This window comes from Haloechinothrix aidingensis (assembly GCF_013450155.1).
Lineage (GTDB): Bacteria > Actinomycetota > Actinomycetes > Mycobacteriales > Pseudonocardiaceae > Haloechinothrix > Haloechinothrix aidingensis.
Genome location: NZ_JACCKD010000007.1, coordinates 182,494 through 195,568, shown reverse-complemented (window position 1 = coordinate 195,568; position 13,075 = coordinate 182,494). Strand labels below are relative to the sequence as shown.

11 protein-coding genes are annotated in these 13,075 nt (G+C 71.3%); 6 read left to right on the top strand and 5 right to left on the bottom strand.

The features are described 5' to 3' along the window. Positions 1-52: 52 nt before the first annotated feature. A complete protein-coding gene (gene purB, locus H0B56_RS18505; protein ID WP_180894355.1) occupies positions 53-1,489 on the top strand; it encodes an adenylosuccinate lyase in 1,437 nt (478 codons plus the stop codon). Between the two features lie 81 nt (positions 1,490-1,570). After that, positions 1,571-2,416: an MOSC domain-containing protein gene (locus H0B56_RS18500; protein ID WP_180894354.1), complete on the top strand. Its 846-nt coding sequence runs from the start codon at positions 1,571-1,573 to the stop codon at positions 2,414-2,416. Here H0B56_RS18500 and H0B56_RS18495 read toward each other — a convergent pair. Further along, positions 2,326-3,174 carry an SAM hydrolase/SAM-dependent halogenase family protein gene (locus tag H0B56_RS18495; RefSeq protein ID WP_180894353.1) on the bottom strand — a complete coding sequence of 283 codons (849 nt, stop codon included), beginning with the start codon at positions 3,172-3,174 and terminating at the stop codon, positions 2,326-2,328. The genes H0B56_RS18500 and H0B56_RS18495 overlap by 91 nt on opposite strands. A gap of 157 nt (positions 3,175-3,331) precedes the next feature. On the opposite strand from H0B56_RS18495, the gene H0B56_RS23310 reads away from it, so the two are divergent. From H0B56_RS23310 to H0B56_RS18485, 3 genes are all read left to right on the top strand, one after another. Then, positions 3,332-3,460 (top strand): putative leader peptide, encoded by a 129-nt coding sequence (locus H0B56_RS23310; RefSeq protein WP_281373692.1) that lies wholly within the window; start codon positions 3,332-3,334, stop codon positions 3,458-3,460. A gap of 108 nt (positions 3,461-3,568) precedes the next feature. Beyond that, positions 3,569-4,531 (top strand): sulfite exporter TauE/SafE family protein, encoded by a 963-nt coding sequence (locus tag H0B56_RS18490; protein WP_180894352.1) that lies wholly within the window; start codon positions 3,569-3,571, stop codon positions 4,529-4,531. 72 nt (positions 4,532-4,603) lie between these two features. Continuing rightward, the gene (locus H0B56_RS18485; RefSeq protein WP_180894351.1) at positions 4,604-5,488 is read left to right on the top strand and encodes a phosphoribosylaminoimidazolesuccinocarboxamide synthase; all 885 of its coding nucleotides are present in this window, start codon (positions 4,604-4,606) and stop codon (positions 5,486-5,488) included. Positions 5,489-5,529: 41 nt separating this feature from the next. Here H0B56_RS18485 and H0B56_RS18480 read toward each other — a convergent pair whose 3' ends face one another. Continuing rightward, a complete protein-coding gene (locus H0B56_RS18480) occupies positions 5,530-6,165 on the bottom strand; it encodes an MBL fold metallo-hydrolase (protein WP_180894350.1) in 636 nt (211 codons plus the stop codon). A gap of 212 nt (positions 6,166-6,377) precedes the next feature. Here H0B56_RS18480 and H0B56_RS18475 point away from each other — a divergent pair, with 212 nt between their 5' ends. Next, entirely contained in the window at positions 6,378-7,874 is a 1,497-nt protein-coding gene (locus H0B56_RS18475) for an aldehyde dehydrogenase family protein (protein WP_180894349.1), read from the top strand. A gap of 188 nt (positions 7,875-8,062) precedes the next feature. Here H0B56_RS18475 and H0B56_RS18470 read toward each other — a convergent pair whose 3' ends face one another. From H0B56_RS18470 to H0B56_RS18460, 3 genes are read right to left on the bottom strand one after another with little or no spacing between them, the layout of a single operon-like run. Further along, on the bottom strand, positions 8,063-9,655 hold the full coding sequence (locus H0B56_RS18470; RefSeq protein WP_180894348.1) for a GMC family oxidoreductase N-terminal domain-containing protein: 1,593 nt from the start codon (positions 9,653-9,655) through the stop codon (positions 8,063-8,065). Beyond that, on the bottom strand, positions 9,642-11,474 hold the full coding sequence (locus H0B56_RS18465; protein ID WP_180894347.1) for an ABC transporter ATP-binding protein: 1,833 nt from the start codon (positions 11,472-11,474) through the stop codon (positions 9,642-9,644). Before H0B56_RS18465 ends, H0B56_RS18470 begins: the two co-directional genes overlap by 14 nt. Beyond that, positions 11,471-13,048, bottom strand: a complete 1,578-nt coding sequence (locus H0B56_RS18460) for an ABC transporter transmembrane domain-containing protein (protein WP_219632890.1) — start codon at positions 13,046-13,048, stop codon at positions 11,471-11,473. The genes H0B56_RS18465 and H0B56_RS18460 overlap by 4 nt, the downstream gene beginning before the upstream one ends. Between the last annotated feature and the right edge of the window lie 27 nt (positions 13,049-13,075).

Sequence of the window (13,075 nt, the reverse complement as noted above, 5' to 3'; positions counted from 1 at the left end):
GCAGCTCGGCCGCCGCGCGGGCGCGACAGGCGGGGCAGTACGCTGAGCAGGCGTGACCGCAGCTGACACGCCCCGCATCCCGAACGTTCTCGCGAACCGTTACGCCTCGCGTGAGCTCGCCACCCTCTGGTCTCCCGAGCACAAGGTGGTGCTGGAACGGGAGTTGTGGCTGGCCGTGCTGCGCGCGCAGTCCGAGCTGGGCGTATCCGTGCCTTCCGGGGTGATCGACGACTACGAGCGCGTGCTGCGCACTGTCGACCTCGACTCGATCGCCGAGCGCGAGCGTGTGACCAGGCACGACGTCAAGGCGCGCATCGAGGAGTTCAACGCGCTCGCCGGTCACGAGCACGTGCACAAGGGGATGACCTCCCGCGACCTCACCGAGAACGTCGAGCAGCTGCAGGTGCGCCGCTCGCTCGAGCTGATCCGGGACAAGCTGGTGGCCGTGCTGTCCAGGCTGGCCGCGCTGGCAGGCGAGCACGACGACCTGGTGCTGGCAGGCCGCTCGCACAACGTCGCGGCGCAGGCCACCACACTCGGCAAGCGCTTCGCCACCGCCGCCGATGAGCTGTTGGTGAGTTTCGGGCGCCTCGAAGAACTCCTGGAGCGGTACCCGTTGCGGGGGATCAAGGGCCCGGTGGGGACCGCACAGGACATGCTGGACCTCGTCGGGGACCCCGCCACGATGAGCGCCCTGGAAGGCGCGGTCGCTCGCCACCTGGGCTTCGAACACGTGCTCACCAGCGTGGGCCAGATCTACCCGCGCTCGATGGACTTCGAGGTGGTCTCCACGCTGGTGCAGCTCGCGGCGGCGCCCTCGAGCCTGGCCACCACCATCCGCCTGATGGCCGGGCACGAGCTGGCGACCGAAGGGTTCCAGCCGGGCCAGGTCGGTTCCTCGGCGATGCCGCACAAGATGAACACCCGTTCCTGCGAGCGGGTCAACGGGTTCGCCGTCGTGCTGCGCGGCTACTCGTCGATGCTCGCCGAGCTCGCCGGTCACCAGTGGAACGAGGGCGACGTATCGGATTCGGTGGTGCGCAGGGTCGCGCTGCCCGACGCGTTCTTCGCGCTGGACGGCCTGCTGGAGACGTTCGTGACCGTGCTCGACGAGCTCGGCCCCTTCCCCGCGGTCATCGACGCCGAGCTCGCCCGCTACCTGCCGTTCCTTGCCACGACCAAGGTGCTCATGGCGTCGGTGCGTGCCGGTATGGGACGCGAGGTCGCGCACGAGGCGATCAAGGAGAACGCCGTCGCGGCGGCCCTTGCCATGCGGGAGCAGGGCATCCCGGGCAACGACCTGCTCGACCGGCTCGCCGCCGACGAGCGCATCCCGCTCGACCGGGCCGGGCTCGGCGAGCTCCTTGCCGACCCGGTCGCGTTCACCGGCCTCGCCACCGCGCAGGTGGCCGATGTGGCGCGCAAGGTGGGCGAGGTCGTCAGCCGGTATCCGGGTGCGGAGTCGTACCGGCCCGACCCCATCCTCTGACCGCTCCGGGCCGCCGCCGACCGCGCGGTGACCGGGAAACAAGCTCGTTGTGCCCGCGCGAGCCCTGCTAACGTGCGGGTCATGGCCCCTCGCGTTACCGGGTTGATCCACTACCCGGTGAAAGGCTGTGCCGGCGTGACCCTCGAGCGCGCCACGGTGGCGCCCACCGGCATCGAGCACGACCGCAGGTTCCTCATCGTCTCCGCAGCGGACGGGAGGTTCCTCAGCCAGCGCGGGAACCCGGCGATGGCACTGATCCGGCCCGCGGTCCTGGACGGCGGCGCGCGGCTCTCGCTTGCGCTGCCCGGCAGGGACGAGCTCGTTGTCGACGTCGACCCGGACGGCCCGCCCCGAACCGTCACCGTGCACTCCTGGGAGGGCACGGGCATCGATCAGGGCGACAGCGCGGCGAGCCGGCTCAGCGAGGCACTCGGGGAGGATGTGCGGCTGTGTTACGCACCGGAGAGCATGGACCGGAGCCGTACGGGCCGGTTCACCAGCACCACCCACTTCGCCGATGCCTACCCGATCCTGCTCGCCTCGCAGGCATCGCTGGACACGCTGACCGCGCGACTCGGTGAGCGCGGCAGCGACGGCGTGCCGATGAACCGGTTCCGCCCGAACATCGTCGTCGACGGGTGGGACGAACCGCACACCGAGGACCGCGTCGACCGGCTCGGCATGTCCGGTGTCGAGCTGGGCTTCGAGCAGGAGTGCACGCGGTGCACCATCCCGCTCGTCGATCAGGAGACCGGGCGCAAGGACGGGCCGGAGCCGATCCGGACGCTGGCCGACTACCGGCGTGGCCCGGAAGGCGGTGTGATCTTCGCGGCCAACTACGCGGTGCTCACCCCTGGCGCTGTCTCCGTCGGCGACACCGTGACCGTGCACTCCTGGCTCGCCCACGCGGAGTCGAGTCCCAGCTGAGCGGCCGCGGAACCGCCGTTGACCGCCAGCGCGGCGTGACCGGCCGAGTCGCTGAGCAGCACGAGGTCACCGACCGGGGCGTCGGCGAACGTACCGCCACGGACGGCGGAATGGCGGCTGCCGTGCACGGTGACCGCCACCGGCTCACCCGCCCGCACGCCCAGCTCGGCCAGCTGCGCACCGGTTGCCGCCAGCTGCACGTTGCCGAACCCGTCCACGGTGAGCGGCTCGGTGCGCAATGTGCCGCCGTCCAGCCGCGCGACCGGCTCGTCGATACGTTCCAGCCGGTCGAGAGGGACCTCCGGCCCGAACCGCGCCGGTTCGATGCCGGTGGCCAGGTGTGCGGCGGCAGGCGCGAAGATGTCCCTGCCGTGGAACGTGGCGGACACCTCGGGCAACCGGTAGGCGCTGGAGGCGAGCTCGAAGGCGGTCTCGGCGCCGCCCAGCGCGGTCGCGGCAGGCAGCAGCAGGCCGTTGTCCGGCCCGACCAGCAGTCCCTGCGCAGCCACGACGACGATGCCCCTGCGAGCCGTGCCGACGCCCGGATCCACCACCGCGCAGTGCACCGCGCCTGGCAGGTACGGCACCGCCTGGGCCAGCGTGTGCGCACCCTGCCGGATCGCGCCCGCGGGAATGCCGTGGGTGACATCCATCACCCGAGCCTCCGGCGCGACGCGGGCGATCACCCCGTGGCACGTGCCGACGAACGCGTCAGCGAGGCCGTAGTCCGTGGTGAAGGAGATCCACTCGTACCGCATACCCTCCCCTGCCGCGTACTTCGCTGTGTTGCCGCGCGCTGCCTCCGCCTGTTGCGTACTTCGCTGTGTTAGCCGCGCGCCGCGTGCGCCTGTTGCATACTTCTCAATATATAAGAGCGGGTGGATCATCCGGTCGGGTTCTGTCAGGATCTTAGGCGTGGCATTGGACGAGTTGTACTCAGCATCGACCGCGGCGAGCGCCGCGGCGGTAGCTGAGGCTCTCGCGCTCGTGCAGCGGCGCCACATCGATCTGCTCCGCGTGAACTCCGCACTCTGCCGCATGTGACACCTGGCGAGTAGTGCCGTGATAATCGGCGCTACCCAGCCACTGCGAGCCCAGTGCACGGACTCGGCCGCGACCACAACCGCGGCCGGCAGATACGCGAAGGTCGTCATGGAATCTCTGTTGCTGTTCGTCGTTGCCGGTTTCCTGGCTCAACTGGTCAACGGCAGCCTGGGCATGGGATATGGCGCTCTGTCCACCACCGGGCTGCTCGCACTCGGAGTGCCGCCCGCGCCGGCCTCGGCCGCGGTGCACTACTCGCAGATGGGCATCGCGCTCGCCTCCGGCGTCTCGCACTGGAAGTTCCGCAACATCGACTGGCGAACCGTGGGCATCCTGGCGCTGGCCGGAGCCGGGGGTGCCGTGGCAGGCGCCTACGCGCTCGTGGCGCTGTCGGAGTTCTCGATGGACGCCGCGAAGGTGTGGATCGCCTCGATCCTGCTGCTGCTCGGGCTGTACGTGCTGATCCGGTTCTCCTTCCTGAAGCTGGGCAAGCTGATCACCGAGAAGCGCCCGGACGCACGGTTCTTCGCGCCGCTGGGGCTCGTCGCCGGCTTCACGAACGCCACAGGTGGCGGGGGCTGGGGCCCCATGGCGACATCGACCCTGCTCTCCAGCGGGAGGCTCGAACCGCGCAAGGTGGTGGGCTCGGTCAGCGCCGCCGAGCTGTCCGTGGCCGTCGCAGGCAGCGCGGCCTTCCTGGTCATACTCGGCGCGGGCGGGATCGACTACCGCTCCGTGATCGGGCTGTTGATCGGTGGCGTCATCGCCGCCCCGCCCGCTGCCTGGCTCACCCAGCGGATCCCCCCACGGCTGCTCGGCGCGATCGCCGGGGGGCTCATCGTGCTGACGAACGTGTGGATCCTCCTGGGCGCGCTCGAGGCCTCGCCCGCGTTGGCGGTGCTCGCCTACCTCGTCGCGGTCGCGCTGTGGGTCGCGGCGATCGCCGCTGCCATGCGCTCGATGCGCGAGGAGCGCAAGCTGCGCGCCGCCATCGAGGCCGACATCGCCAGGGACCGCGCCCGCAGGGTCGCAGCCGCCGACGACGACGGCGAGCACGCCGCGATGTGCTGAGCACGTACGACCGTGCTCAGCCCCGCGCGGGGTCGCCGGCCGGTGCCGCGGGTCGCGACGTAAGGTCGGATCGTGACCACGCTGACCGACTACCCCAAGCTCGCCGAGGGCAAGGTGCGCTCGCTGTACGCGGTGGACAGCGAGCACCTGCTGTTCGTGGCCTCCGACCGCGTCTCGGCCTACGACTACGTGCTGGACACCCCGATCCCGGACAAGGGTCGCGTGCTCACCGCGATGAGCGTGTTCTGGTTCGAGCTGCTTGCCGGTGAGATCGCCGGCCACCTGGTGGCCTGGGACGACCCGCGGATCCCCGCGGAGGTGCGCGGGCGGGCCCTGCTGGTGCGCAGGCTGGAGATGGTTCCGGTGGAGTGCGTCGCGCGCGGGTACCTCACCGGCTCCGGGCTCGCCGACTACCGGGCAGGCGGCGCGGTGTGCGGCGTCGCGCTACCGGGTGGCCTCGGTGAGGCCTCGCGGCTGCCGGAGCCGATCTTCACCCCGGCGACGAAGGCGGAGATCGGCTCGCACGACGAGAACATCAGCTTCGACGCGGTGGTGCGGGAGGTGGGACCGCGCCGCGCGGAGCAGCTGCGGGAGGCGACACTGCGGGTCTACGCGCGGGCTGCCGAGTACGCGGCGACGCGGGGGATCATTCTCGCCGATACCAAGTTCGAGTTCGGCGTGGACGCGGCGGGCGAGCTCGTGCTCGCCGACGAGGTCCTCACCCCGGACTCGTCCCGGTACTGGGATGCCACGATCTATCAGGAGGGCGTTCCCCAGGAGCCGTTCGACAAGCAGTACGTGCGGAACTGGCTGGTCAGCGGGGAGTCCGGCTGGTCGCGGGGTGCCGGTACGCCCCCACCGCCACTGCCCGAGCATGTCGTCGCGGCGACGCGGCAGCGCTACATCGACGCCTACGAGCGGGTCACGGGCCGCTCACTGGACGACTGGCCGGGGTGACGCGCGGCGCCTGCTGAGCCACTACCGGGTGCCGGTGTGGCTCACACGGTGGTGGGCTTGCCGTGTTCGAGGACGCGTACCTCGGTGCCGTCCGGGGCGAGGTTGGTGAACAGGCCGTAGTGCATGGCCGGGTAGGCCAGCACGGCCTCGTGGATGGGGACGGCGACGCGCGGGCCGACGGCACGCAGGAAGTCCACGGCCTCGGATGCCTTCAGCCAGGGAGCACCGGTTGGCAGGCCGAGCACGTCCACCCGCTGCGACGGTACGTGGAAGGCGTCGCCCGGGTGGTAGAAGGCCCCGCCGCCGATGAGGTAGCCGACGTTGGCGATGCCCGGGATATCCGGGTGGATGATGGCGTGCTCGCCCCCAGTGACCTGCACCGACGTGTCGCCGATCTCCAGCCGTTCGCCCGGGTAGGTGGTGTGCGCGGTCAGTCCCAGTTTGTCCACGGTGTCCCGGGTGCCGGGGTCGGTGATCAGCCGGGCATCCGGGTTGGCCTCGAGCAGGGGCGGCAACGCCTCGCTGTCGATGTGGTCGTGGTGCTGGTGGGTGATCATCACCGCGTCGAGATCCTGCTCCTGTTCGTACCCGCTCGAGAACGCGCCCGGGTCGATCAGGAGTCGCGTTATCCCGGTGTCGACAAGTACACATGCGTGTCCATAGTGGACGATTCGCATCGGCTCTCCTCTCGTACGCACCGGGCGCTGGGCGGCCACCAGCCTACGGGTGTGGTCGCTCGCAACCAAGCGGGCCGCGCCGTGTTCGCGGCGGCGCCCGGGCGCGCCCGCGGGTATGATGCACCGCACCGGCATCCTGTGGCGGAGCAGCTATTGGCGTAGTGCCAGTAACGGCGTAACCTTGGTACCAGCCGAGTCGACGGAGGCAAGAGATGACCAGCGTGCTCCCCGAGCAGTCCACGGTGCGCGAATCCTTCGAGTCGCTGAACCCGGCGACGGACGAGGTGGTGGGTACCCACCCCGTGCACTCCCGCGAGGATGTCGAAGCGACGGTGGCCAAGGCGCACGAGGCCGCGGTCTGGTGGGAGGCGCTGGGCTACGCCGGCCGGGCCGAACGGCTGCGTCGCTGGAAGGGCGTGCTCACCCGCCGGCTGGCACAGCTGGCGGAGGTCGTGCGCGCCGAGACCGGCAAACCGACCGGGGATGCCCAGCTGGAGGCGGTCCTGGCGATCGAGCACGTCGACTGGGCGGCGCGTAACGCGCGCAAGGTCCTCGGCCGCAAGCACCGGGCGCCCGGGCTGCTGCTGTCCAACAACGACGCGACCGTGGAATACCAGCCCTACGGCGTGGTCGGCGTGATCGGCCCGTGGAACTACCCGGTGTACACCCCGCTCGGCTCGGTGACCTACGCGCTCGCGGCGGGCAACGCCGTGGTGTTCAAGCCGAGCGAGTACACCCCTGGTGTCGGGCAGTGGCTGGTCGACGCGTTCGCCGAGGTCGTGCCGGAGTACCCGGTCCTGCAGCAGGTGACCGGTTTCGGCGCCACCGGCGACGCGCTGGTGCGCAGTGACGTCAACAAGGTCGCGTTCACCGGGTCCACGGCCACCGGAAAGAAGATCATGGCCGCGGCATCCGAGAAGCTCACTCCGGTTGTGATCGAGGCGGGCGGCAAGGACCCGATGCTGGTCGACGCCGACGCCGACCTGGATGCGGCGGCCGATGCCACGGTGTGGGGCGCCTTCTCCAACGCCGGGCAGACCTGCATCGGCGTGGAGCGGGTGTACGTGCACGAGCGGGTGTACGACGACTTCGTCGCGAAGGTGCTCGACAAGACCAAGGGCATCCGCGGGGGCGCCGACTCGCGGGCGCAGTACGGCCCGATGACCATGCGCTCGCAGATCGAGGTCGTGCGGTCGCACATCACGGACGCGCTGGCCCGGGGTGGCCGTGCGCTGGCAGGCGGCCTCGAGGCCGTCGGCGACCGGTGCGTGCAGCCGACCGTGCTGGTCGACGTTCCGGAAGATTCCAGCGCGGTGCGTGAGGAGACGTTCGGGCCGACCGTGACCATCGCGAAGGTGCGGGACATGGAGGAGGCCATCGTCAAGGCCAACGACACCGTCTACGGGCTCGGCTCGACGGTGTTCTCCCGGTCGCGCGGCACCGAGATCGCGCGCAGGTTGCGTACCGGGGCCACGGCGATCAACGCGCCGCTGGCGTTCGCCGGGATCGCCTCGCTGCCCTTCGGTGGCGTCGGTGACTCGGGCTTCGGCCGTATCCACGGGCCGGAGGGGCTACGCGAGTTCGCAAGGCCCAAGGCGATCGCCCGCCAGCGCTTCCCCGCGCCGGTGGCGCTGACCTCGTTCACCCGTAACGACAAGACCGAGCAGCTCGTCTCCAAGGCCATGGCCATCCTGCACGGCCGCAAGTAGCCGCCCGCCGTGTCTGCTGCCTGGGCACCCCGTGTCGGGCAGCCAGACACACCATGTTGGGTGTCCGGACACAGCGCGTTGACCACTTCGCCGCATCCATGCCCAACTCGGGGTGTCCTGAGGCCCAATTCGGGGAGTTCAGGCAGCCGACGCGGGGTGCTCGTGGGCCCGACACGGTGGGTCGCTGGTCAGCGCACGCCACGGATGTGGTCGGCGGCTTTCTCGGCGATCATGATGGTGGGGGCGTTCGTGTTGCCGCGCGGGATACGCGGCATCACCGAGGCGTCGACCACCCGTAGCCCGTCCACCCCGCGTACCCGCAACCGCGGGTCGACGACCGACTCCTCGGTCTCGCCCATCGCGCAGGTACCGACGGGGTGGTACAGCGTCTGGGTCGAGCGGCGTGCGTGCTCGGCGAGCTCCGCGTCATCCATAGTGGCCAATTCCGTGCGGTCCGGGAGGAAGGGCCGATCCAGGTACCCGGCAAGCGGACCGTGCCTGCCGATCTCGATCAGGGTGCGTAGCCCGGCGAGCACGGCGTCGAGATCGGACGGTTCGGCGTAGTAGTCGGGGTCGATCTCCGGTCGCCACAGCGGGTGCGCCGAGCGCAGTCGCAGCCGGCCCCTGCTCGCCACGTCCACGAGCGTCGCGGCGGAGGTGAAGCCGGGCACCGTCGCCTCCCGGAGGCCGTGCTCGTAGAACAACGTCGGCGCCACGTGGAACTGCATGTCCGGAGCCGGTTGCCCGTCTGCGGTGGACACGAACCCGCCGCCCTCGCCGATGTTCGACGTCAGTGGCCCGCGTCCGGTCAGCTGCCAGCGCGCCAGGCCCGCCGGGTTCGCCGAGTCGGCGACGTCCGTCGTGGACCGGGTGGACCAGATGATCGGTGCGGCGGGATGGTCGTGCAGGTTCTCGCCGACGCCGGGCAGGGCGACGGCGACGTCGATGCCCAGCTCGGTCAGGTGCCCGGCGGGGCCGATCCCGGACAGCATCAGCAGTTGCGGCGAGTTGACAGCCCCGCCCGCCAGTAGCACCTCGCCGTCGGTATGCGCGGTGTGCTCCTGCCCGTCGCGCAGGTAGCGCACACCCACCGCGCGGGTGCCGGACAGCACGACCCCCGTGGCGTGCGCTTCGGTGAGCACGACCAGGTTCGGTCTGTCCAGCGCGGGGCGCAGGTAGGCATCCGCGGCCGACCAGCGCCTGCCACCGTGGCAGGTGACCTGGTAGGTACCGACCCCGTACTGGCTCGTGCCGTTGAAGTCCTCGGTGCGCTTGATTCCGCAGGACACCGCCGCGTCCACCCACGCGTGGGTCAGCTCGTGGGTGAACCGCCGGTCCTGCACCCGCATCGGCCCGGTCGTGCCGTGCAGCGGGCCCGCGAACCGGGTGTTGCCCTCCGAACGCACGAAGTAGCGCAGCACGTCCCGGTAGCCCCACCCGGTGGCACCGAACTCGTCCCGCCACCGGTCGTAGTCGGCACGGTTGCCACGGATGTAGATCATCGCGTTCATCGACGAGCTCCCGCCGAGCATCTTGCCGCGCGGCCAGTAGAGCGAGTCGTGGAGGTGCTTCTGCGTCGTCGTCCGGTAGTTCCAGTCCCGGTTGGTCTTGAACATCGACGCGAAGGCCGCGGGGATGTGGGCTTCGTCGATGTCGTCGGCCGGTCCGGCCTCCAGGAGCAGGACCCGGGCAGCCGGGTCGGCTGTGAGCCGGTTGGCCAGCACGCAGCCCGCGCTGCCCGCGCCGACGATGATGTAGTCGAAGGATTCAGTCCCGCCCACGTTGCCTCCCGCTTTCCGGTGTCGTCCGCCCGGCCGGAACGGCCCGGGTCGTGGTGAGTGCGGCCCCGCCGGTCGTGCCTGCCGCGCGCGCCAGCCGTGCGTACGAGCCTCCCGCCGCGATCAGCTCGTCATGGCTACCGAGCTCTGTGATCCCGCCGCCTTCCAGAACCACGATCCGGTCGGCCTCGCGTGCGGCGTCGAGCCGGTGCGTGATGGAGATGATCGTGCGACCGGACAGGGCGGCGGACAGCGCTGCGGAGGTCGATCGCTGCAGGTCCCGCATCGCGCCATCGTCGAGGGCGGACATCGCCTCGTCAAGCACCACGACGGGTGGATCGGCCAGCACCACGCGCGCGAGCGCGATCTGCTGGGCCCGCCCGGGCGTGACGGGATGCTCGCCCGGCCCGAGCCGGGTGTCCAGCCCGTGCGGCAGCGACTCGAACCACTCCCGCGCGCCCACCACACCGAGCGCGTCGGCCAGCTGCGCGTCCGTGCACGGCCGCTCGGCCAGGGCGAGGTTCTCGCGCAATGTCGTGGCGAACACGTGGTGCTCCTGAGTGAGCAGGATCAGCTCGCGGCGCAGCTCCTCCGGCGGCAGGTGCTCGATGTCCACGCCTCCGATGCGCAGCGTGCCGGAGTCGGGTCCGGACAGCCCCGCGAGCAGCCGCGCCAGCGTGGACTTGCCGGAACCGGATGGCCCGACGATCGCGAGCCGCTCGCCCTGCCGCACGGTCAGGGTGATGCCGTGCAGCACCTCGCTGCCGGGCAGGTAGGAGAACCGCACGCCGTCGAGCCGCAGGTCGTGTGCGCCAGGACGCTCGGGCGGCGTGTCGTGTCCTGCCGGCACGTGCCGCACGCCGAGGATCCTGCGCAGGGCCGTGTTGCCGATCTGCAGCTCCTCCACCCACAGCAGCAGCTCGTTCAGCGGACCGCCCATCGCGAGCAGGTAGAGCACCACCGTGGTGATCGTGCCGAGGCTGACGTGCCCGGCACTGTATGCCCACCCGCCGAGCGGCAGGATCACCACGACCGGAAGCAGGTAGGACAGCTCCAGGCAGGACAGCCAGCGGGTGAGCAGACCCCTGTGGGCGAGTTCCTCTTCGCGCGCCGCGCCGACGGCGCGCCGGTTGAGCTCGACCCGTCGCGACGCCTGTCCCAGCGTCTCGATGGTGCGCGCACCGTGCACCGACTCGGTGGTACCGGCCTGCACAGCGCCCCAGCCGGACAGGATGCGTTCGACGACGGGCAGCGCGCGCGGCAGGTACCAGCGGGTGCTCAGCACGATGAGCGGGATCGTGACCAGCATTCCCGACGCGAGCAGCGGGGAGGTCACGACTACGGCACCGGCGGTCAACCCGACGGTGACGGTGGAGGTGAGGATCTGCGGCGCCGCGTACCGCGCGGCGTACTCGATGCGGTCCACGTCGGTTGTCGCCCTGCTGAGCAGGTCGCCGGTGCCCGCGGCCTCGATCGTGCCGACCGGCATGGCCAGCGCGTGGCCGACGAACTCCTCGCGGGCGGTCGCGAGCACGTGCTCGCCGAAGGCCGCCGCCCGCATGTGGGCCATCTTGCTCAGCACGGCGTGGCAGGCCAGGATGCCGAGGAAGGCGAGAGCGAGCGCGTCGACGGGAAGGTCGGTCTCTCCTGCGACGGTGTCAACGATCAGCCCGAGTATCCGGGGGCCGGCCAGCCCGCAGGTGGCGGCGAGGAGGAACAGGGCAAGCATGCCGGCGAACAGTCGCCGGTGGCTGCCCGCGACGCCGCGCAGCCAGCGCCGCACGTCCCGGGTGCCTGCCAGCGGCAGCGGTGCCGGGGTCATCGGGTCACCTCCTGGCCGGTGTCGTTTCCGTGTTCTCCCGGGGCGGCTTCCGGGGCCGATTCCGCCTCCCGCCGCCACAGCTCGCTCCCGGTGAGCACCACGGTGGTGCGCCCGGCCCGCAGGCGTGCGACCCGGTGGGCGATGCGCGCCTCGCTGTGCGCGTCCACGGCGGAGGTGGGGTCGTCGAGGATGAGCACGTCCGGGTCGAGCGTGAGGGCGCGAGCCAGGAGCAGGCGCTGACGCTGGCCCCCGGAGACCGACCGGCCGCGCTCGCTGACGGTCTCGGCGTAGCCGTCCGGGAACGCGTCGATGATGTCGGTCGCGTCGGCGGCCTGCACGGCGCGTGGCACGTCCACCCGGTCGCCTGCCGCCAGCTCGGTACCGACCTGCCCGGAGAACCACAGGTCGTCGCCGAGCACCAGCACCACGCGGCGCCGCAGCTCGCCGTGGCGGACACGTGCCGTCCCGACCCCACCGACACGGACCGCGCCCGGCTCGACGCCAGCCAGCCGTTCGGCGCGGGCGCGGTCGGGCGGCAGCACGCTCAGCAGGCCCGCGGGCAGGTGGGCGCGCTCGTCGGTCACCGACAGCGGCCCCGGGGGCAGCGGCAGCTGGTCGGCGGGATCGCCGGGTCTGTCGTGCGAGCGGCGGCGCCGGACGAGGCTGTCGACCTTGCGGACCGCCACGATCGCCGAGGCGAACTCCTCGGCCGCTTCCGTCGCGACCTTCACCGGCACGACCAGGAACGCCGACGCCCCGTAGAAGGCGATCAGCTCGCCGGTGGAGATGGTGCCGTCCAGCGCGAGCCGCGCACCCAGCCAGGTCACCGCGACGGTGACCAGCCCGGGCAGCGCTACCTCGGCCGAGGCCAGCCAGGACTGCACCGTGCCGACCCGCAGCCCGGCGCGGAGCACCTCGCGGCTGGTGCGGACGAACCGTTCCCGGAACCGTCCTTCCCCGCCGATCCCACGCAGGATGCGCAGCCCGGACACGATGTCCGCGCCCATGGCGTTGACGTCGGATGCTCGCTCGCGCTGGGCCTCCTTCCTGCGCACCAGTGGCCGCATCAGCGGGCCGATACCGGCGACCGCGAGCGGGACGCCCACCATCGCGACGGTGCCGAGCAGCGGGGAGATCGTGATGAGCGTCGCACCCAGCACGCAGAAGGTGACCAACGCTCCCGCCGCGCGGCCGAACAGCTCCAGGGCATTGCCGGTCTGGTAGACGTCTTCGGACCCCATCGCGACGACGTCACCGGTCGGTACCTGACGGGGAAGGTCGGCCCCCAGCTCGGTCACCGCCGTGACCAGCGCGTGCTGCGCGCTGGTGGACCCGTGCACCCACATGGTGTGCGAGGTCCATGCGGACAGCCCGGCGGCGCAGGCCTGCAGTAGCGCGAGGGCGAGTACGGCAGCGACCCAGAACCCCAGTGTCGCTGCCTCCCCGGCGGCGATGCCGTCGTCGATGGCCGCACCGACCACGAAGGGCAGGGCCGCGCCGGGTAACAGGGTGAACGCGCCTGCGATCGCCGAGGCTGTGGCCAGCCACGGCCGGGTGCGTAACGGGGTGCGCAACCGGAAGCGACGGCTGTTGTCCGCGGC